Source organism: Pseudomonas sp. GW704-F2, assembly GCF_059423025.1.
Genome location: NZ_JBWKXO010000012.1, coordinates 101,262 through 121,490, shown reverse-complemented (window position 1 = coordinate 121,490; position 20,229 = coordinate 101,262). Strand labels below are relative to the sequence as shown.

13 protein-coding genes are annotated in these 20,229 nt (G+C 63.1%); 3 read left to right on the top strand and 10 right to left on the bottom strand.

Going from position 1 to position 20,229, the window contains the following annotated elements; genetic code table 11:
* Positions 1–21 precede the first annotated feature (21 nt).
* The 3 genes from AC07W0_RS12950 to AC07W0_RS12940 are packed head-to-tail and all read right to left on the bottom strand — an operon-like array spanning position 22 to position 3,030.
* Positions 22–933: an alpha/beta hydrolase gene (locus AC07W0_RS12950; RefSeq protein ID WP_102617516.1), complete on the bottom strand. Its 912-nt coding sequence runs from the start codon at positions 931–933 to the stop codon at positions 22–24.
* Positions 930–2,324 (bottom strand): aspartate aminotransferase family protein, encoded by a 1,395-nt coding sequence (locus AC07W0_RS12945; RefSeq protein ID WP_017844600.1) that lies wholly within the window; start codon positions 2,322–2,324, stop codon positions 930–932. Before AC07W0_RS12945 ends, AC07W0_RS12950 begins: the two co-directional genes overlap by 4 nt.
* The gene (locus AC07W0_RS12940) at positions 2,317–3,030 is read right to left on the bottom strand and encodes an MtnX-like HAD-IB family phosphatase (protein ID WP_017844599.1); all 714 of its coding nucleotides are present in this window, start codon (positions 3,028–3,030) and stop codon (positions 2,317–2,319) included. Before AC07W0_RS12940 ends, AC07W0_RS12945 begins: the two co-directional genes overlap by 8 nt.
* A 229-nt stretch (positions 3,031–3,259) precedes the next feature.
* On the opposite strand from AC07W0_RS12940, the gene AC07W0_RS12935 reads away from it, so the two are divergent.
* Positions 3,260–4,030 carry a MipA/OmpV family protein gene (locus AC07W0_RS12935; protein WP_046485797.1) on the top strand — a complete coding sequence of 257 codons (771 nt, stop codon included), beginning with the start codon at positions 3,260–3,262 and terminating at the stop codon, positions 4,028–4,030.
* A 132-nt stretch (positions 4,031–4,162) separates the two neighbouring features.
* On the opposite strand, the gene AC07W0_RS12930 is transcribed toward AC07W0_RS12935, so the two are convergent.
* The 5 genes from AC07W0_RS12930 to AC07W0_RS12910 all read right to left on the bottom strand — a co-directional run bounded on the left by AC07W0_RS12930 (position 4,163) and on the right by AC07W0_RS12910 (position 7,713).
* Positions 4,163–4,567 (bottom strand): EamA family transporter, encoded by a 405-nt coding sequence (locus tag AC07W0_RS12930; RefSeq protein WP_102617517.1) that lies wholly within the window; start codon positions 4,565–4,567, stop codon positions 4,163–4,165.
* On the bottom strand, positions 4,564–4,944 hold the full coding sequence (locus AC07W0_RS12925) for a DMT family transporter (RefSeq protein ID WP_017844596.1): 381 nt from the start codon (positions 4,942–4,944) through the stop codon (positions 4,564–4,566). The genes AC07W0_RS12930 and AC07W0_RS12925 overlap by 4 nt, the downstream gene beginning before the upstream one ends.
* Positions 4,941–5,861 carry an arginase family protein gene (locus tag AC07W0_RS12920; RefSeq protein WP_017844595.1) on the bottom strand — a complete coding sequence of 307 codons (921 nt, stop codon included), beginning with the start codon at positions 5,859–5,861 and terminating at the stop codon, positions 4,941–4,943. Before AC07W0_RS12920 ends, AC07W0_RS12925 begins: the two co-directional genes overlap by 4 nt.
* A gap of 123 nt (positions 5,862–5,984) precedes the next feature.
* Positions 5,985–6,638, bottom strand: coding sequence for a DsbA family oxidoreductase (locus AC07W0_RS12915; RefSeq protein WP_057004339.1), 654 nt, complete (start codon positions 6,636–6,638; stop codon positions 5,985–5,987).
* 55 nt (positions 6,639–6,693) lie between these two features.
* Positions 6,694–7,713: an alpha/beta fold hydrolase gene (locus tag AC07W0_RS12910; RefSeq protein ID WP_046485800.1), complete on the bottom strand. Its 1,020-nt coding sequence runs from the start codon at positions 7,711–7,713 to the stop codon at positions 6,694–6,696.
* A 207-nt stretch (positions 7,714–7,920) separates the two neighbouring features.
* Between AC07W0_RS12910 and AC07W0_RS12905 the strand changes: the two genes are divergently transcribed.
* A complete protein-coding gene (locus AC07W0_RS12905; RefSeq protein WP_102617518.1) occupies positions 7,921–13,572 on the top strand; it encodes a dermonecrotic toxin domain-containing protein in 5,652 nt (1,883 codons plus the stop codon).
* Positions 13,573–13,608: 36 nt separating this feature from the next.
* Here the strand turns inward: AC07W0_RS12905 and AC07W0_RS12900 are convergent, their stop codons facing one another.
* Entirely contained in the window at positions 13,609–18,543 is a 4,935-nt protein-coding gene (locus AC07W0_RS12900) for a dermonecrotic toxin domain-containing protein (RefSeq protein ID WP_256580829.1), read from the bottom strand.
* A gap of 289 nt (positions 18,544–18,832) precedes the next feature.
* On the opposite strand from AC07W0_RS12900, the gene metR reads away from it, so the two are divergent.
* Positions 18,833–19,750, top strand: coding sequence for a transcriptional regulator MetR (gene metR / locus AC07W0_RS12895; protein WP_017844590.1), 918 nt, complete (start codon positions 18,833–18,835; stop codon positions 19,748–19,750).
* A 31-nt stretch (positions 19,751–19,781) separates the two neighbouring features.
* On the opposite strand, the gene AC07W0_RS12890 is transcribed toward metR, so the two are convergent.
* Complete coding sequence (locus AC07W0_RS12890) at positions 19,782–20,195, bottom strand: NUDIX hydrolase (protein WP_017844589.1); 414 nt, start codon at positions 20,193–20,195, stop codon at positions 19,782–19,784.
* Between the last annotated feature and the right edge of the window lie 34 nt (positions 20,196–20,229).

Here is a 20,229-nt window from a genome sequence, read left to right as displayed (position 1 = left end):
AATGACACGCGGTCCTTACAACTAGAACGAGGTGGCAGGTTCCAGGCTCGCTTCGCTGCCTGACGCGGGCAAGCGCCCTCGCCACAACGCACCGGCGTCCACGGAAGCGGTGTGCAGCTCGACAAACTCCGCACTCAACTCGATCACCCGGCGGTATTGCAGGTCGACGGTGATCATGTGGTAGCAGTTGTCCAGCAGGATCTTGGTCACCGGCCCGCCGAGGTGACGTTCCACGTAATCGGCGTTCCAGCGGCTGGTGATGTCATCCTCGATCGAATGCAGCACCAGGGCCGGCACCTTGACCTGAGGCATGCGCTTTTTGACCACGGCGTTCATCCGGTGCAACTCGCGCACCGTAATGCCCTCCATGGTCAGCAGGCCCGCCTCGCTGCTCTCCCCTTCCTTCATCTGCCGCTCGACGATCGCCCGTAGGCGTTCGTTCTTGATGCCGTAGGGCGGCTTCTCTTCGAAGCGACAGATATGCACGCCGAACGGAATTTTCATCAGCAACGGCGTAAGGAACGCCAGCTTGTTGATGCCCCAGCCGTCGTACTTCAAGGTGGTCGAATACATCAGCAGCCCGGCGACCTGGCCCGGATGCTCCGAGGCCAGGTACATCGACATCACCGCGCCCATCGACAGACCGCCGACAAACACCTGTTCATGGCGCTGGCGGACCTGGGCGAAGGTTCGGCGCAACCCTTCGTACCAGTCCAACCAGCCGGTGGCCTGCAGGTCTCTGTTGTCGCCGCAGTGCCCGGCCAGGGTGGGCACGTACACCGTGCAATTACCCACCTTGGCCAGGCCCTTGGCGACCTGGCGCAGTTCCGTCGGCGTGCCTGTCAGGCCGTGGATCAACAGGATGCCGACCGGCCCTTCACCGAGAACGAAGCCGGCATCACCCTCACCGAGGTCGATCCCGACGTTGCTCACCGTTTAGTCGCTCGCACCAGCAGTTGCTCGAGCAGCTTCAGGCCCAGTTCGATTTCCGGGTAGCTGATTTCCAGGGACGGTGCCAGGGTGATCACGTTCTTGTAGTAGCCGCCCACGTCGAGGATCAGGCCGAGTTTGCGTCCGTCCACCACCATGTCGCCTTTCATGCCTTCTTCGACCATGTAGTCCAGGGTCGCCTTGTCCGGCGTGAAACCATCCGGGCCGCAGATTTCGCAGCGCAGGGCCAGGCCCAGGCCGTCGACGTCGCCGATGATCGGGAAGCGTTTCTGCAAGTCCTGCAAGCCTTCCAGGAAGAACTTGCCCTTGGCCATGACCATCGCGCCGTAATCGACTTCGTTGGTCATCTTGAACATTTCCAGGCCTACCGCCGTGCCCAACGGGTTGGAAGCGAAGGTGGAGTGGGTCGAACCTGGCGGGAAGATCTTCGGGTTGATCAGTTCTTCACGGGCCCAGATGCCGCCCAGCGGGTTGAGGCCGTTGGTCAGCGCCTTGCCGAACACGATCACGTCGGGTTGTACGTCGAAGTGTTCGATCGACCACAACTTGCCGGTGCGGTAGAAGCCCATCTGGATTTCGTCGGACACCATCAGGATGCCGTGCTGGTCCAGCACCTGCTTGAGCTCGCGGTAGAAGTTCATCGGCGGGATCACGTAGCCGCCGGTGCCCTGGATCGGCTCGACGTAGAACGCGGCGTATTCACTCTGGCCGACTTTCGGGTCCCACACGCCGTTGTATTCGGTCTCGAACAGGCGGGCGAATTGCTGCACGCAGTGGCTGCCGTATTCTTCCTTGGTCATGCCTTTAGGGCCGCGGAAGTGGTACGGGAACGGGATGAACTGCGCACGCTCGCCGAAGTGGCCATAGCGACGACGGTAGCGGTAGCTGGAGGTGATCGACGACGCGCCGAGGGTGCGGCCGTGGTAGCCGCCTTCGAAGGCGAACATCAGGCTCTTGCCGTTGGTAGCGTTACGCACCACTTTCAGGGAGTCTTCGATGGACTGCGAACCGCCGACGTTGAAGTGGACGCGACCGTCGAGGCCGAACTTCTTCTTGGCGTCGACCGCGATCATTTCCGACAGCTCGATCTTGCCTTTGTGCAGGTACTGGCTGGCGATTTGCGGCAGGGTGTCGATCTGCTGTTTCAGCGCATTGTTCAAGCGCGGGTTGGCATAGCCGAAGTTGACCGCCGAGTACCACATTTGCAGGTCGAGGTAGGCCTGATCTTCGGTGTCCCACACGTAGGAGCCTTCGCAACGGCTGAAAATGCGCGGTGGCTCGATGTAGTGAACGGTGTCGCCGTAAGAGCAGTATTTGGCTTCTTTATCCAGAAGAATCTGGTCTTCGGCGCTCGCGATGCGGATATCAGACATGGTGGAAGAGTTCCTGATTTTCAATAGAGAGGTCAGTAGGGGCAAAGGTCGTGGCGTTGGCGGCGATACCCTGTGGCAGCTTGGCCAGCAATGCGCTCACTTCGGCGAAGGTGTCGAAGCGCGCATGGGGAATGTTGTTGGCCTCGCAGTACCGGGCAAGGCTGCCCTTGGCGAAAACGAAGTCGGCAGTGGAGGCCACGCACATGTCGGACTTGCCGTCACCGATCACCAGCACGCGCTTGTTGCGCGGGGTGGATTTGCACTTGCAGTTGCCGGAAGCGGCACGGCAGGCATCGCTGGCATACGGGAAGTCGATGCGCCAGCTGTTCTGGTCGACCTGGCGCAGGCGGTTGGCGAGGATCGGCAGCAAGCTCACGTAGTTGCGCGACAGAATCCGCGCGATGCCTTGCTCGATGCCGTCGCTGACCACTTCAATGGAGGCCCCCAGGCCGATGACGTGATCGACGAAATCGGGGAAGTCCGGGTCGATCTCGACGCTGTCGAAATACGCCAGCAGCTCACTTGGGGTGGCCTTGATCAGCGCGAGTTGGCGGCTCAGGCATTCGCGGGAACCGATATGCCCATCCAACCATTCCTGCTCGATGGTTTCCCACTCGGGGCCGGCGAAGCGTTGGAGGACGTTGTCGATGACATCGGTGGGGGTAATGGTCCCGTCGAAGTCACACACGATATGCCAGTGGATCATCTGCGTTTACCTTGAGGAGGAGCGCGCTCTGTGCGCTTGCAGAAGGTATAGAGCAGGGACTGTGCCAACTGGCCAGCACCCAATGGCGCTGGGGGTTTGCGCGGATGTCAGACGGTTTTGTGTCGAAGGAGCTACAATTTTTGTAGCTTGCTACAAACAAGATGAGTGCTTGCGTCAAGGCTGCGCTTTGCGCGTTCATGCGCGCATATTCAATCAAGGAACAGTGACCATGTTCAGGATCACCTCCGCTGTATTCGCCGGGTTACTGGGGCTGTGGAGCGTTTCACAAGCCGCGCAGGCCGAAGGCATCACCGGTGAAGCAGGCGCGGGTATCAGCTACCAGCCCAAGGAACCCACCGGCACCCGCTATGAAACCGCGGCCGTTCCATACCTCGACCTGGACTGGGGCGACGTCAGCCTGAGCACCGATGACGGCCTGTCCTGGAGCGCCCTGAACACCAACGGTTTCAGCGCCGGCCCGTACATCAACTACCTGTCGCGCCGCACGTCCAACGGCGCGTTGTCGGGGTTGCGCGAAGTGTCGAGCATGGCCGAAGTCGGTGGGTTCGTGGAATACGCGCCGGCCGACTTCTGGCGCGTCTACGCCCAACTGGGTCGCGCCGTGGGCGGCGCCCAGGGTCAGGGCGGCGTGCTCGGCAAGGTCGGCGGCGAGCTGGGCTATCCGCTGGTCGGCGGGATCATCGGCAGCAGCGACCTGATGGCGCATTTTGCCGACCGACGCCAGACCAACACGTTTTTCGGCGTGAGCGATAGCGAAGCCGCCGCCTCGGGTTTCCGCCCCTACAACGCCAGCGGCGGCTTCCAGAACGTGACGTTCACCCAGAGCTTCGAGTTTCCCCTGGCGACGAAATGGTCGCTGTTGACCAGTGCCAGCTGGGTCCGCCTGGTGGGTTCGGCGGCGAACAGCAGCATCGTCAAGCAGGCCGGCGAAGTGAACCAGAGCCAGGTGCAGACGGCGATCAGCTACAAGTTCGACTGATGCACATCGATAAAAATGTGGGAGGGGGCTTGCCCCCGATAGCGCAGGGTCAGCCAATACATACGGGACTGATCTACCGCTATCGGGGGCAAGCCCCCTCCCACATGGAGCCAGTATTTCATCGCGATACTTTCAGTTTTCCTCGCCTTCGGCCAACAACGCGATCCCGACGATAATCACCCCAACGCCCACCCAGTGCAGCAGGCTGATATGTTCCCCCAGCCCCAGCCACGAACCGAGCAACACCACCACAAACACCAGCGAACTCAGCGGAAACGCCAGCGACAGGCTGCTGCGTCGCAGGATCAGCATCCACACGAAAAACGCGCCGATGTAACTGGCGATCGCCGCCAGAATCCCTGGGTTGCGCGCCACTTCGGACAACCACTGCCAGTTGAAATCCATCTGCCCCAGTTGGTCCCCGGCGACCTTGGTAAACAGCTGCCCGGCGCTCTCGGTGCAAATCAGCAACGCCCACAGCACCACGGTGCCGAGGCGTTCGTGCAACCAGCCCTGATCGATATTTTGCGTACTCATGCCTGACCCCCTGCAATCGCGACTAACATCACGCCGAAAGTAATCACCAGCGTGCCCATCCAGCGCCGGCGGCTGACGGTTTCCCCCAGCACCAGCTTGCCCGCCAGCACCACCCCGCAATAAGCCAGCGCCGCCGCCGGAAACAACAGGCTCAACGGCGCGCGGGACAAGGCTTCAAGCCAGACGAAAAACTCGATGGCGTAGGCCCCAAGCCCCGCCCACAACAACGGCGCATTGAACACCTGGCCCCAGAACGCGTTCAGGCGAAAGCCGCCCTCCAACTCCGGCAAACGGTCCAGGCCCATCTTGAAAAACAACTGGCCGACCACATCGAGCACGATGGAAAAGGCCACCAGCAACACCACGGTCAAAGTCACGGAAACAGCTCCTCAAACAGGTTGATCAGGGCTTCGTTGGTCGCGGCATTGCGCTGCAGGTCCTCGGCACTCCAGCGCTCGGCCGGCGGCTGGTCGGACTTGGCCTCCCAACGCTTGAAGGCGTTACTGAACACGGGCTTGGCGAACTCGCCGCACACGTCGATGCCGATGATCCGTTTGCGCGCCGCCAGGGCCCGCAGGGCCTGGAGCAGATGGCTCAGGCGCATGCCGCCCTGGTCCCAGTTGGTGGCCGCGTCTTCGCTGGCCAGCACGTCTTTGTCGATGGTGATCCAGATGGCTTCGGTGGGCAGGCTGCTGATCATTTGCTCAAGGAATGCGGCCCAGTCCAGCTCCGCCAGGTTGCGCCAGTACAGGTAGTTTTCCTGCTGCTGGTGGCCGGCGCCATCGCCGACCCGCCCCCAGACTTTCGACGGCGGGTGCTGCCATGGGAACAGCTGCAATTGCCCGCGCGTGAGGGCGCCGAGGTTGCCGCCGCGCAGCTGCGGGTTATGCAGGTCATCGCTGCACGGGCCGAGGGTGACGATGCGCTTGATCGCCGGCATCTTCAGCGCGCGGTTGACCCACGACCCGCAGTGGCGCTTGGGTGCAAAGCGGACCCAGTCGGGGTGGTTGTCGAAGTGGATCAGGCTGATGGGTTCTTTCAGGTCGGCCAGAAATGCCGGCGTCAGGTGGTGATAATCGCCGGAGCCGACAAACAGGATTTCCGGCCGCGCGTCCGTGGGCCGGGGCCGTGCCGCCAGGCGTTCGGTGAAGCGCTTCCAGGTTTTTTCGGTGGACCACAGGCGCAGTTTCGGGCCCAGGTCCAGCAAGTCGAGACGGGTGGCATGACCACTGGCCAAACGCCGGGCAATCGGCGCCTGGCCCGTAAGGCTGTGGTCGAGGTCAAGAATATTCAAGGTAATGTTTCACCCCCAATGGCAGCGCCCAACCGGATTGCGGATGGGCTTTAGGGGGTCAATGCAAGGGACGGGCCAGGGACTCTCTTGAGGACAATGAGCCCCTCCCACATGGGACCAGCGTCAGGATCGGGATTCGCGGATGATCTGGCGAATCGCCCCGACAAACGTTTCGACCGACTGGCCACCGCTGACCGCGTACTGCCCGTTGAACACGATGGTCGGCACCGACGTCACGCCACGGGACACCCACAGTTGTTCCTGCTCGCGCACCTCGGCGACGTATTCATCGCTGGCGAGAATCGCCGCGGCGCGTTGTGGGTCCAGGCCGACGCTCTCGGCGATACGCACCAGCGTCGCGTGATCGGACGGGTCCTGGCCATCGCTGAAATAGGCTTTGAACAGCGCTTCCTTGAGGTTGTACTGCAAGCCTTCCAACCCGGCCCAATGCAGCAGGCGATGGGCATCGAAGGTGTTGTAGATGCGGCTCTGGCCGTCGGTGCGGAACGCAAAGCCCAACTCGGCGCCCATGTCGCGGATGCGCGCACGGGTGGCCTGGGACTCTTCGGCGCTGGAGCCGTATTTCTCGGTGATGTGCTCGACGATGTTCTGGCCCTCGGCGGGCATGCCAGGGTTCAGTTCGAACGGCTGGAAGTGGATCTCGGCCTGCACCTCGCTGCCGAGTTGGTCGAGGGCTTCGGTCAGGCCGCGCAGGCCGATGACGCACCAGGGGCAGGACACATCGCTGACGAAATCGATTTTCAGGGCAGTACTCATGGTAGGCAACCTCGCTGGCATTAATGCGCCGCAAAAGCTGCACGATACACCAATGTCACAACACCTTCGCCGAGACCGGCGGCTCGATCTGCGCCCAATGGACGGCGTCTTCACGATGGGCTTGCAGGTACGGCAGCACCGCCGCCAGCAACGGCGCCTTGAACGCTTCCTGGAAACGATGGGCCAGGCCCGGAATCAGCTTCAACTGGCTCCCCTGGATATGCGCGGCCAGGTGTACGCCGTGCATCACCGGCAACAACGGGTCGGCGGTGCCATGCACCACCAGGGTCGGCACGCGCAATTGGTTGAGCAACGGCACGCGGCTCGGTTCGGCGAGGATCGCCATGATCTGGCGTTTCACGCCCTCGGGGTTGAACGCACGGTCGTAGGACAGCGCGGCCTGATGCAGCAACACCTGGCGGTCATCCTTGACATACGGGCTGCCCAGCGCGGCCAGCAAATCGGCCTGTTGCTCCAGGGCCACTGCGCGATTGGGTGCGCTGCGCCGCGACAACAATTGCACCAGCGCCGCATTCGGCGCCGGCAGGCCTTCGGCGCCGGAGCTGGTCATGATCAGCGTCAGGCTTTCCACCCGCTGCGGCGCCATCGCGGCCAGGTGCTGGGCAATCATGCCGCCCATGCTCGCCCCGAGCACGTGGAATTGCTGGACCTGCAACGCATCCATCAAACCCAGGGCGTCATCGGCCATGTCGGTCAGCGTGTATGGCGCCGCCACGGGCAGGCCGAGTTTGTAGCGCAACACTTCAAACGTCAGGTTGGCGCTGGCCGGAGCCTGGCGCCAGGTGGACAGGCCGACATCGCGATTGTCGTAGCGGATCACCCGAAAACCTTGCTGGCACAGGGCGACGACAACCTCGTCAGGCCAGTGGATCAGTTGCCCACCCAGGCCCATCACCAGCAACAAGGCCGGATCGGACGCACGGCCGATGCTCTGGTAGGCGATGCTCACCTGAGCCAGATCGACCGTTTGGGTCGGGACATTGACATCACATCGAGACGCCGCAAAAGACGGCAGGCCGAACAGTAGAGCGGCCAGTAACAGCAACACGCGCATGAAAAACACCGAAACACAGAACCCCAGTAGAGCGCGAGTCTGATGAAGTTTGTTCAAGCGCGCTGCCACAGTTGCGTGACAGTTTAATGAATGTCGCTCAACGGTCGGCTCACTAACTATCTATCCCTGCGCGCCTCGTTCTCCACCTTTAAATAGGGCTCCGACCGGTAAAGCACCGTTCTGCCCCTATTTTTCGAGTGCCGTCACATGACCGATACATCCAACCCGCTCTCCCCCCTTGCCGTGCGCGATTTCCCGCAGTTTTCCCACGCGCAGGTTCGCCCCGTGAACGAAAGCCTGCTGCTGGAAGCCACGGCCCGCTGGCACGCCAGCCGCGAACAGATGCTCCGGCTCAGCACCGATGCGCCCAGTGTCCACGCCTCGCTCAACGCGTTCATCAACGAGCAACTGGACCTGGACGGCGACAGCGTGCAGTTGCACTTTGCCGCCTCCGATGAAAGACCGGCGCGCTCCATCACACTGACCCAGGCCAGTGCCTTCGTTCATCAATTTCCCGCCTACGCCGCGCTTTACCAACATTGCCGGGTGATCGGCCTGCCGGAAAGCAAAACCCAGTACGCAGCGCAACCGTTCGAGCTGGTTAAACCCTTTACCCAGCTCAACGTGGAACAGGCCCTGCGAACCGCGTGGGTCCGCTACTGGTGGTTCACGCGCGCGCCTGGCACTGCGGTCTCGCGTCGCGATCACGCGGTTGCGCAGTACAGCAGCCATCTCCAAGCCGCCGCGCAGTTGGCCTGCGCCTCGGGGGCGATCACGGCCGATCAATTGAAACCGTTGCTCACGGTCCTCGACCCGCCAAGCGGCGCGTTGCAGCTCGACGGTCAGAAGATCTACGCCGAGCAACTGCTGCTCAAACGCACCGGGTTGGCCGATGCCGAGATACCCGGTGCGCTGGTCATTACCCTGGATGCCGAGGTCGTCCTCCAGCTGTTGTACCTGCCCTCTGAAGAACCGGCGCTGAACCTGTTCAACAGCCGCGTCGGCATGGAGCAGTGGTTGCTCGATCACCCCACGCTGTTCCCCGGCGTGACGGCCATCACGCGAGACAACCTGATCGACTACCGCGAGGTCGACGAGCCCTTGCAAGCCGGCGTGACGCACCTGTTGGAACATCGCCTCAAAGAAAAGCAGGCCAGCCTGAAATACCCCCACGGCCGGGACCTCGCCGAACATGGACACAGAGCGCTGGAAGCAGCCGATCAGGTGGACCGGCAACAGCGCAGCCAGGGGGTTTTCGCCTTGCCGCCGGCATCCGCGCTCGCTCCCGACGAGAACGACGCGCCCGTCGACAGCGCGCCCATAGTCTTCGCCGGACTGACCGCCGACCTGCCCCTGGCCCAGCGCCGTCACGCGCTGTCGCGGCAACAACAGCCGCTCTTCGGTACGGTGCAGGCGCCTGCCATATTGCCGCCGCCGAGCGATGAGCAACAGGCCACGTTGCGCAGCCAACTCAACCGCTTGCACGAGGCGCAACAGCAAGCCCACGAAGCGGCCAGCGCGCTGTGGAATCAACCCCAGAACCGGCTATTGGAGCTGTCCCAACAGGCCAACCCCGACTATCACCGCTTGCTCCAGGCACGGCTGAACGGGCTGCTTGCCGAAGCCAGCCTGCAGCGCCAACTCAACCAGATCAGCCCGGCCGGGTACGCCATGCTCCTGGCCGCGCTTGACCCGCTCAACGCGCCAGACCCCGAACTCAAAGTGTCGGTGGCGACCTTGACGCTGTCGATCCGCGAGCGCAGCAACGACGCAATCAACACCCAGCGCAAAGAACTGGACGGCGTGCTGCTGATCGCCCTGGAAGCGGCGCTGCTCGATGCGTCAACGCCTCAGGACCTGTTGTTGTACTGGCCGGGCAGCCAGGGCGGGCTGCAGCACTTCGCTTCGCGCCAGGCGCTTGAACAGTGGCTCGGCGTAACGCCCTCGGACGCGTCGTCGCTGGAACTGGCCCTGCTCAATCAGACCCCGTTCGAGTACAGCCTCACCGTGCAACTCGACGACTGGGTCGCCCAGATCGAAGCGATGCTTCGCCGCGCCCCGGACGACACCGAGCGCCAAGCCCGGGAGCTGCAACCCATGCGCGTGCAAGCGATCCAGGAACTGGGCGTATCGACCAACACCGCGCGCGAACTGGCCTATGCGCAGCTTCTGGAGCAGCAGCAGAGCGGCGCACTGGCGGCGCAACTGCCGGTCTGGCTCGGCCAGGTTTCAGCGGCCGACAGGGCCGAACTCAAGGCCCTGCTGGAGCGCTACATCGTGGCGTTGCAACGCGCCGATGAGGTATTGAACCTGAAGCTGCCGCTGATCAGCAGTTTTTGCACAAAACGCCTGCACGCAAGGCTGTCCCGGGACTTCTCGCTCAAACAAGCGTTCAGCGTTCAGCTCGACGTTCCCGAATCGGTCACGCATCAACAGCATTTCGTCGGGGCCCCCGGCGCGCCCGGCACTCCGACCAAGACGGTGCAGGTCCCCAGCGCCACCCGGGTCAAAATGAGCCTGGATGAGCTGGCGCTGAGCAACATCGATACGCCGATCGCCGAGCGCTTGACGTTCATGAAGGTCGAGGTCAGCAGCCAGGACGCCACGGAAGGCCAGGCACTCACCGCCGGGCTCAGCGCCAACTACCTGCGCAAGCTGGTGCCGGAACTGGACCTGGCCCAAGCGTATGAAGACCTGATCGTCGAGGCTTACCAAGGCTCGGATCGCGAAACGGACTTCAGCCGTGACTATCGCCTCGAATGCCTGCTCGAACCTCAGCGCCTGATGCTTACGCTCCAGGGGCGCCTGGCGTTCCTGCAAAAGCACATCACGGCCACCGAACTGAACACCTTCAACATCGCCGTGAATGCCAGCACGGCCGAAGCCTGGCGCGCCGATGGCAATGACATTGAGTTGCTCCCCGCCCACCTCAGTGTCGGCGGGCCAGACACCCAGGACGGTTCAAGCACGTTGTCCGGCGTCACCTTCATCCGTCAGAAAAACTCCGGGCTCACCCTGCTCTATCTGCCCGAGAGCCCGGACGGCCACTACCTACGCAGCTACGCCAACCTTGAAGCCGCGCGGCTGGCGCTGTACCGCCTGTGCCTGAGCAGCACAATGGTCAATTACCTGGCCGGCCGCGCCTTGCTGGGCAACGTGGCCAACCACGTCAGCCGGATCAATCAAGCGGTGCTCCGGCATTTCGACGCGCTGATCGGCGTCGGCCGCCCCTGGCCCGTCACCCCGTCGCTGGCCGGCCATTTGCTCAACGCGCAAATGGGCCGCGTCAAGGAGGCCCACCGCGCCAGTTCCCGTTCCAACAGCGACCTGTACCTGGAACGCTATGCCATCAAAGGCGTGCAGGCCTTCAGCTATATCAAGATGGCGCTCGGCGTGGTCCCCGTGGTGGGTACGGTGATCGGCCTTTACGACGGCTGGGTCAGCGCCAATGACGCGGTAGATGCATTTCGACGCGGCGATCATGCCCAAGGCATGCACGACATCACCCAGGTCCTGCAATCAATGATCGACGCCGGCGTGGATGTGGCCGGTGGGGTGCTGATTACGCCCAATGCAGCGCGCACGCGCACGCTTGGGCGCCAGTTGCGCAATGCCTTCAAGGGCGGCCGCTACCTGCAACCGCCCATGAGCCGCAAGGCGCGCCGCATCGCCGAGCGCTTCAGCGGGTATGAGTACGACAAGGAGATCGCCCTGGCCCATCTGACCCCGGCGAGCCACGGTATTTATCGCAACATCTACCGCCATGCCGACGGCCACTTCATCGTGCGGCAGGGCAACGTCTATCAGGTCGAACTGCAGAACGGCCATTGGCGCTTGAGCGGCAACGCGCTGAAAACCTACAAACAACCGATTGCCCTGGATGACGCCGGCCAATGGGACACCCACTTCGGCGTCTACGGCACCGCGCAACCGGCGGGCCTGGCGGGCGGCGGCGGTGTACTCGGGCACCTGGCGGACACCCTCGAGCCGCTCTGGCCGATGGCGATTCGACAACGGCTGCCGATCTGGTGGACCGATCATGTCCTGCGCCGCCAACTGGCGCTCAGCAATGCGCTCAATACGCTGAGCAGTCGGCTCGACGCTCAACTGGCCGCGACCAGCAACCTGCAACACCTGTCCAACCAAAGCGACTTCGCCACCCGCAAGACATTGCAGCCAACCCTTGATCAGGCCTACACCCAGGACATCGAGCTGGCGATTCAGCAGACCAACGCCATTCAGGACGTGATCGCCTCCACCCCCAACAGAGAGCACCTGGCCCTCCAAGGCTTGCAAAGCCGCGCTGCCTTGATTGTCACCAGCAGAGCCGTGGAACGCCTGAAAGTCGCCGCGGCCGCGCTGCAGGAATTGACCGGGCAATTCGCTGATATCCAGGTGCCGCCCGCACGCCCCGCCGCCATTCTGCAGTTTCTGCAAACCCGCAAAGGTCTCAGCCAGAAAATCGTGCAGGAACTCGACCGGATCGACCGCATCTTCCTGGTCATGAACGAATGGAGCAGCCAGATCAACCTGGCAGCGCTGGAGGCCGATCTGCGCCTCCAAGGCAGAAGCACGCGCAGGACCGCGCAACAGATCGACGCGGACCTGCAAAATACGCGCACGCTGGTGGGCGAGGCTCGCGATGACGCGGCGCGCTGGAACGAGCTCTACGATGAAGGGTTTCGCACGCACCTGCGCACCGTCCACAGCATCGATACGTTCAACCGCTACGATCACGTCAGCGATCCTTCCTGGTTGTATTTGCAAAGTGAGGTCAATCGCGTCTATCTCGACGCTCACCTGGCCCTCAACACGCATTTCGCACTGACCAAGACGCCCACCACCGTCAGCCAGCGCACGCGGATCCTCAATGAATGTATCGATGCCTACGCGCGGTTCAGCCTCAGCGTTAAAACCTTGAGCGCAGGCTACCCGCAACATTTTGACCTGGATAACCTGGACGCCTTGCTGAACAACCTCGAGCGCATGATTCAACTGGCCCGCCACCGTATCGGCACAACACCTCGCCTGCGGCGCCCGCAGCTCGATGAACCCCAAGGGACGGTGTTTGAAAGCGAAGACAACCGGCTGCTGATCGGCATAAAAAGCACCGACCCTCGCACCAACACCACGCGCTACACCATCGACAACCTCAGCGGCCACACCGAGACCTGGGAGCAACGCCCGGACGGTCGGGCCCAGCGCCAACCGGCGCCGCCCGTGGAGTTCCCGGCGGAGGCGAACGTGAAGTCGGTGATGGTGAGCGAAGCCCAGAACCGCCTGCGCGCCGTACCGGCGTACCAGGCCAAAGTTGACGCCTATGCCCGCCAGGGCATGTTGCCGGTGGACCTTGAACACATGCTGGTCAGCGAAGCCGCCGAACTCACCTTGCGCGCAAACCGCATCGCGCGCCTTGACCCCGAGGAGCCGAGCCTCCAGCCATTGCGCACGACCGCCAGCGAACTGACCGCCGCCGGCCGCGCCTTGCGCACCCGACAATCGTTGGCCAGCCGCAAACCCACCGACGGCATGCTCGATGACCTGGTCAGGCATCACGTGGTCGAGGTGCGTCGCACCGCGTCGATGAGCGAACTGGCGAGGCGTGCCAACGGACATCGCGACTTCATGCAGGAATATGAAGTCTGGGACCTGACCGCCACCCCGCCGCGCCCGTTGTGGTACGCGCACTTTCATTACAACCGCCGCACGGCGATCTTCGACGAGTTCGAAAAGGCCCACCTGAAACTGCCGGAGCATCGTTACTTGACCCATGCCGACGACCCGTCGCTGCCGTTCTCGGACATCGGCAGGCAGTCCGCTGCATTGCCGCATATCCGGCCGCTATGGGTTGCCCAATAACCGCGCCGGCCTGCGGCTGTCAGCGGAGCGCTTCGGTCACAGCGTCAAAAACAGTTTTTCATCCAGCGGCGGGCCGATCCGCGCCCTGACGATCTGTTCCACCACGCGGTTATTGCCCGCCTCGGCCACCAGGTCTTTCTGGGTCTTGGTGCGCTGCGACGGGATCTTCAGGTGCGCCGCCGTGTAGAGATTGCGCGGCGAACCTTTGGCCGGGTAGTGGAAATGGGCATACCACAAGACGTCGACCTTGCCTTTTTCACGCACGGCGTACTCGGTGAAGACATCGCCGCTTTTGGTCGCGACGTCTCGCTGGACCAGGTTGATGTCGACGAACCCGTGCTTCCACAGGTAGTCGATGTTTTCCGGTTTGGGGGGTAGGACCTTGTAGCCATCGGCGCAATGTTGGCGGGCCTTGGCAAGCAGTTCGTCCGCCGCCGTGCGCCACTGTTTGACCCATTGTTCGGTTTCGGGATTGCTGCCGTGACGGGTTTCGGCCAGCAAGGCGGTCGCCTGAAGCCGCTCGGCCTGGGCTTGCAGCATGTCGTTCCAGTCCAGCGGGTTGATGCCCTCCCGGCGTTGCGGGTCGTTGAGTTTGCGTTTCTGGAACGCGATCGTGCGTTCAATGCCGGCGCTTTCTTCGAGCAGTTTCCTGGCGTCGGACTTGAGCGTTGACAGCGACTTGGGCGATGACGCGGGCCGTGCGGGTTGCGCGGGAACGATCTTCACCCACTCGCCCTCGCTCGCGTGTTCGCTGTAACTGGCGACCGACCGGCCGGATTGCGGGTCCAGCACATCGATGATCGCGCCGGAGCCTGCCGCCTGGGGACGCGCGGTGCCGATCAGGGTTTCCTTGTCGCGGGTCTTGAACGTGCGCTGGCCCGCCGGTTTTTGCCGTTGATCGATACGCACGACGGCGGCAGGCACCAGCGCTTGTTCCTCGCGCATCACTTCGGCCAGGTCGGTTTGGGCATCGTTGATCACATCGCGCAGGCGTTCGGCAAACAGCTGCTGATACTCGGCTCGTTGAAGGCCGGGATTCGTGTCCTGTATCGCCAGGCTATCGCTGAGCACGCGCTGGTAGGTGCCGATGACGGTTTCTAGCGTCGCCTTGCGTTCGCTCAAGCTGTAACCGGTGTACTGCCGCAGGTCCAGGTGAGCGTTGTAGACGGGGATCAGGTTGGTTGAACTCAAGCGCTGCAGGTAAAACGACTCCACTGGGTCGGTCGTTCGCGCATAGCGATCGAGGCTCAGTTCTTTGAGGTTGGTCAGGCTGGTCAGCTTCATGCGCAGGGCCGTAATCGCAGGTGGCTGTCGCTCTTGCTGCTTGAGGAAGTGCGCGGCCTTGGTTTTGCCGAACGACGAATCGTCCGTCCATTTTTCCAGCACGGCGGCGGAGGCCAGGGCGGCTTCCCGCACGCTTTCCAAGTCGCGGTAAACCCTGGCGAAGTTGTCCATCAGTTCGATATACGTGCTTTTGGAGCCGGTCCTTGCCTCGCTCACCACCTCCGCCATCGAGCGTCCGCTGGGGACGTGTTGATTGCTGTCTTCGGCCAGCGTGGTGTAGAACTGTTCGATTTCACGGTAGTTGTCGAGCACCGTCTCATAGAGATTGGAGCGCGCCTGTTTTTCTTCGGAAAGATCATCCACTGCGCCGAGTTTTTTCGGCACCAGATGGTCAATGGCGGTCTGAGCCGCCGCACTGTGTACCTCAGTGCGTTGCTTGAGTTGCACGAGTTGCTGGTCGATGGTCTGCCTGAGGTTCTTCGTGAGTTCCAACTGCGCCAGGTAAGGCGCGATAAAGCGCTGTTGATGCTCCCCGGTGGTAGACAGCCCCCACAGCGTGCGCAGTTTTTTACGGCCGTTGTAGTAGTCGGTAATGCTCGCAATCACTTGATTACGCGAGTCTGCCCTCGGTCCATCCAATACAAGTGCGGCCTCGACGGCCTGACTGAACGCTTCCCCTCGCGCCTGTTGTGCCTGCCTGTTTTGTTTGACCCGCTCGGCGACGCCGCTCTTGCGCGGCATGCCACCGCGCAGCCGGGGGCGACTGTCGAAACTCCAGCGCCCCTGTGCGTCACGCCTGATCGGCGGGCCGGTACGCGCGCGGTTGTTCGCGTCGATGATGAACACGCCGTCGAGGTCGTTGGCCACCCGGAACCACTGCTTGTCGATGTTGGCGTACAGCCCGCCCTGGCTCAGGTACAAGCCCTGTTTTGGCCCCTCGGCAATCGCCGCACCGACATCGACCGGCGCGGCTACCCGGAATGACTCGATCTGCGCGAGCTGGCCGGAGCTCAGGCGGCGCGGGCTGGAGAACGCAAAATCCAGCATGCTCGCATGACCGCCGATGACGCCGGCAGAAGGCGCCACACTGCCTTGGCGGATGCTCGCGCGATGGGCGCCCGGCGCCTGGCCCGGGGCGCGGCGCAGCGGGCCATCGTTTGGCGCGATGGCTTTGAGAGCGTCGAGCGTCAGCGGCGGCTGCGCAGTGTCGGCGGGCGCGGAATGGGTCAAGACCATGCCCATATTGAGCAACAGGTCCACCACGCTGGCCGTGCTGTCGCCCTGGGCGGCGGGGTTGGACAGTCTGCGGATATCGTCCTCGCTACCGGCCAACTGCAACAACCACCCCGCCATCGCCCCAGGCCCACGCAACACGGGTAACAGGGTGTTGAACAACAACCCGCCCAGTTCCTTGAAGGAAGCCCAGCGGCTCTGCGCGTCCGATACCGATTGCCCCTGGGCCAGGTTCACCAGGCTGTGGGTGTTGCTCTGGTACAGGTGCTGCATCAGGCGCCCTTGCTCCAGGTCCTGGCGTAATGTGCTTGCTGCGTCATAGCCGTCCACGGCGAGTGTCGTCGGTGCCGGTTGGGCGGGCGCATCGAACTCGTTGAAGACGCTGTAGCGGGCAATGTTGGGAATCTTGAAGCCGCCGTTGCCGTACACCGCGCGCGTTCTGTCGTCGGGCAACCAGGCCAGCACGCTTTGCTGCAAGGGGCCGGGCTGTTGCACCGCCTCCAGCAGCGCTTGACGCGTGGCAAATTCCTGCAATACCGGGGACAACATCGGCCGGTAGAGAAGGTGCGGGCCGACAGCCGCATTCGCTGGCTCGATGACGAACATGTTCTGGACTACATCGGGTGTCGCGCCGGGCTTGCGGATAAACGCCAGGGGCCGCATGACGATGTCTTGCCCGTCGACCTGTTTCGCTCCAGCGCCGGGCGTCAGCAGCGCCTCCACATACCGGTAACCGTGCGCGGTGATGCCCGCTTCGCCCTTGAGCTTGAGCTCCAGCGCCTGCATCGCCAGTTGGCGCGGGACTTGTTGGGCGAACAAGGCGCTGCGCCGACGTGACTCATCGCTGTCACCCAGCAGGTGGGTTTGCAGCAACGCAGGATAGTGTTTGCCGATGTCCACCTGGCTGACGATGTCTTTCAAGCGCTGCGGCATTGTCGGGTCGCTGATCGGTTGACCGAAGTGGCGCACTTCGATTTCGCCCTTGGGCAGCCCGGCCAGATTGCGCAAGGCCATGTCGGTCAGGCTCATCGTGACGCGCTCGATGTAGCCGCTGCCCAACGTGCCGACCGGTACTTTGAAGGTGACGTCGAGGTGGTCCGCGAGCAGCCCGGTGTTCTGCAACTGCGCTTGCAGCTGTTGCTGGGTATAGGTGCGAATATCGGGAATGTCCGAAAAAAAGTTACGCCCCTGGTTGCGTTGGACATCGCTGGCCAGTTCGAGGGCGTGGCGATGGTAGGCAAGGCGATCGGCCGGGTCGGCGTTGCGCATCCACTGCGGCAGTTTTTCCTGCAGCCGTGCCAGCTCCGTGGAATCTGCGGCATAGGCGCCGACAAACCACGGGCTCGGATCGCTGAGCACGCTGAAGCGCTGCTCCAGAGCCTGAAGGCTGCCGGCTGGCGGGAGTTCGATGCTGTCTATCGCTTGCAACTGGTTGTTCAGAATGATGCCCGCTTGTGCATCGAAGATATTCGCGTCCGGCTCCTGGCGTTTCCAGGTCAAGTGGTCGAAGACGAAGTCGTTTTCCAGCGTCTCGCCCCAGGCCTTGCCGAAGGCTTCCAGCGAGTCGTAAGGGGTAATCTGGCCGTTGGCCGCGGCATGCAGAACCTGGGTGCTGGCGCCGATCTGACGGGTGATCAAAAGATCCGGGCTGAGCTGGGTGGAGGCACCGCCACCGTAGCGGACGCTGGTGTCGAGCACGAAGACCCGCGCCGCGTCGTCGCTGTTGGCACTCACGCGTTGCGCACGCTCGGGCCAGGTGACCACCTGGTCAAGGGTGGCGCGTTGCGCATCGGTAAGGCCGGGCTGTTTCAGCGCCGCACTGCGCAGGTTGTCGCTGAGCATGCCGCTGAGCCACAACCAGCGGTTGTCCGCCCCGCCAGCATTTTGTCCCCAGTAACGGGTCAAGGCTCGCGCAAACGCGTCTTTGAGGCTGGGCCGAAGGCTGCGGATCGCCAGCTCAATGGCCGACATGTCGATGTCTTCGCGCCGGTTGCCTGAAGCGTCGGGGACTCTGAGGGTGGTGCCGGTTCCTTGTTTGACCAGTTTCTGCGGCCATGAATGTTTGTCGGTGAAATCGATATCGGCCCCGCTGGCCAGGTGGTTGAGCGCGACATCCAGCAGCGGGGTCAAGCGGTATTGAACCGGGTTTTCCGCGATCGGTTCTGCCACCGAGGTCCGCCCCACGTCGAATTCCAGCGTGGGATACAGGCTGTTGATCGCCTCGCCGAGCATGTCCCTGACAACCGAGCGCACGTCGGGCCGCGTCGCGAACTGGCTGCTGACGGCGTGGGCGGCGAGGTGGCTGGCGCGGGGCCGGGGTTGCACCTCGGCGATGGCGCCGGCACGGCTCAGGGAGGTGGGCGCGGGTGCAGAGGGCGAAAGGCTCGGATTGGCCGGCGGTACAGCGGGGTACAGACGAGGGATGAAGGGCATTGCAGCGGCGCTAGCGGTCATGGGGCACATCCTTGGCGGGGCGGTACGGTGTCGTCCCAACGACGCATGGAGCGCCCTTCGGGACGAATGTCGCGGCAAAAATACCCACTCATCCCTACGGTGAAACAAGAAATGCGTAATTGACTATGTCGACACACGCGGGGCCCGCCGGGGCTCCGGGCCAGCGCCGTTTCGCAATGTATGGCGGGATATGAACCTCGTGCGCCGGCCGGCAGGTCGACAGCCCGCGCAACATGAGACAAACTCACCCTATTCGAATTGCTCATCAATATTGCTCATGGAGGCCACGGTGCTGGAAATCCGCCACCTGAAAACCCTGCACGCCTTGCGCGAGGCCGACAGCCTGGTCGAAGCCGCCGAACGCCTGCACTTGACCCAATCCGCCCTGTCCCACCAGTTCAAAGAACTGGAAGAGCGGTTGGGCATGCCGTTGTTCGTGCGCAAGACCAAACCGGTGCGTTTCACCAGCGCCGGCCTGCGCCTGCTGCAACTGGCGGACGCCACCCTGCCCCTGCTGCGCGGCGCCGAGCGCGACATTGCGCGCCTGGCCGGTGGCACCGCCGGGCGCCTGCACATGGCTATCGAATGCCACAGCTGCTTCCAGTGGCTGATGCCGACCATCGACCAGTTCCGCGATGCCTGGCCCGAGGTCGAGCTGGACCTGGCGTCCGGTTTCGCCTTCGCCCCGCTGCCGGCCCTGGCCCGTGGCGACCTGGATCTGGTGGTCACTTCCGACCCGCTGGAGCTGCCGGGCATCACGTATGTGCCGCTGTTCACCTACGAAGCCATGCTGGCCGTGGCCAACCAGCACCCCCTGGCGAACAAGTCGTACATCGTGCCGCAAGACCTGCTCAGCGAAACCCTGATCACCTACCCGGTGGAACGCGACCGCCTGGATATTTTCACCCGCTTCCTCGAACCCGCCGATGTCGAACCGGCCCAGGTACGCACCTCGGAGCTGACGGTGATGATGATGCAACTGGTCGCCAGCGGTCGTGGCGTTTGCGGCATGCCGCATTGGGCGCTGCATGAATACAGCTCGCGCGGTTACGTCAAGGCCAAGCGCCTGGGTGAGAAAGGCCTGTTTGCGACGCTGTATGCGGGGATTCGTGCAGACATGCTGGACGCGCCGTACATGCGCGACTTCCTGCTGACGGCCAAGGACACGTCGTTTTCCACACTGGATGGGGTCAGCGCCGTGCGTTGAGGGGCACGGCTCAGTCCTTGGAACCCGCCAATCAGGCGGTGGTGGTCAGCGATTTGCGATAAAACGGCAGGATCAGCTCACGCGTCAAGGGCGCCAGGTGCAGGCCGCCGTCTCCGGCCGGGTCGATCCAGCGCACTTCTTCGATTTCGGCGGCCGGGGTCACCGGCACGTCGATCCGTACCTGGAACAGTTCGGCTTGCACCGTAAAACCTGGCTCGTTGGCGGCCGGGGCCGAGAAACGGCCGAGGTAGACCGCCTGGCTCGGCTCGATGCGCAAGTTCAGCTCTTCGTGCAGCTCACGGGCCAGCGCTTCGACCGGTTGTTCGCCGGCATCGATCTTGCCGCCCGGTTGCATGAATGCCTGGGTGCCGCGCTTGCGCACCAGCAACGTCTGGCCGTCGCCGCCGATCAGGAGCGCGGCGGCGATACGGATAGTGGTTGGCATGGACAAAATCACCTTGAATGCAAAGACACAATGA

Coding starts and splice junctions, on each gene's coding strand:
- AC07W0_RS12945 (WP_017844600.1), bottom strand. CDS start 2,324: ATGTCTGATATCCGCATCGCGAGCGCCGAAGACCAGATTCTTCTGGAT.
- AC07W0_RS12940 (WP_017844599.1), bottom strand. CDS start 3,030: ATGATCCACTGGCATATCGTGTGTGACTTCGACGGGACCATTACCCCC.
- AC07W0_RS12935 (WP_046485797.1), top strand. CDS start 3,260: ATGTTCAGGATCACCTCCGCTGTATTCGCCGGGTTACTGGGGCTGTGG.
- AC07W0_RS12930 (WP_102617517.1), bottom strand. CDS start 4,567: ATGAGTACGCAAAATATCGATCAGGGCTGGTTGCACGAACGCCTCGGC.
- AC07W0_RS12915 (WP_057004339.1), bottom strand. CDS start 6,638: ATGAGTACTGCCCTGAAAATCGATTTCGTCAGCGATGTGTCCTGCCCC.
- AC07W0_RS12910 (WP_046485800.1), bottom strand. CDS start 7,713: ATGCGCGTGTTGCTGTTACTGGCCGCTCTACTGTTCGGCCTGCCGTCT.
- AC07W0_RS12905 (WP_102617518.1), top strand. CDS start 7,921: ATGACCGATACATCCAACCCGCTCTCCCCCCTTGCCGTGCGCGATTTC.
- AC07W0_RS12900 (WP_256580829.1), bottom strand. CDS start 18,543: ATGACCGCTAGCGCCGCTGCAATGCCCTTCATCCCTCGTCTGTACCCC.
- AC07W0_RS12890 (WP_017844589.1), bottom strand. CDS start 20,195: ATGCCAACCACTATCCGTATCGCCGCCGCGCTCCTGATCGGCGGCGAC.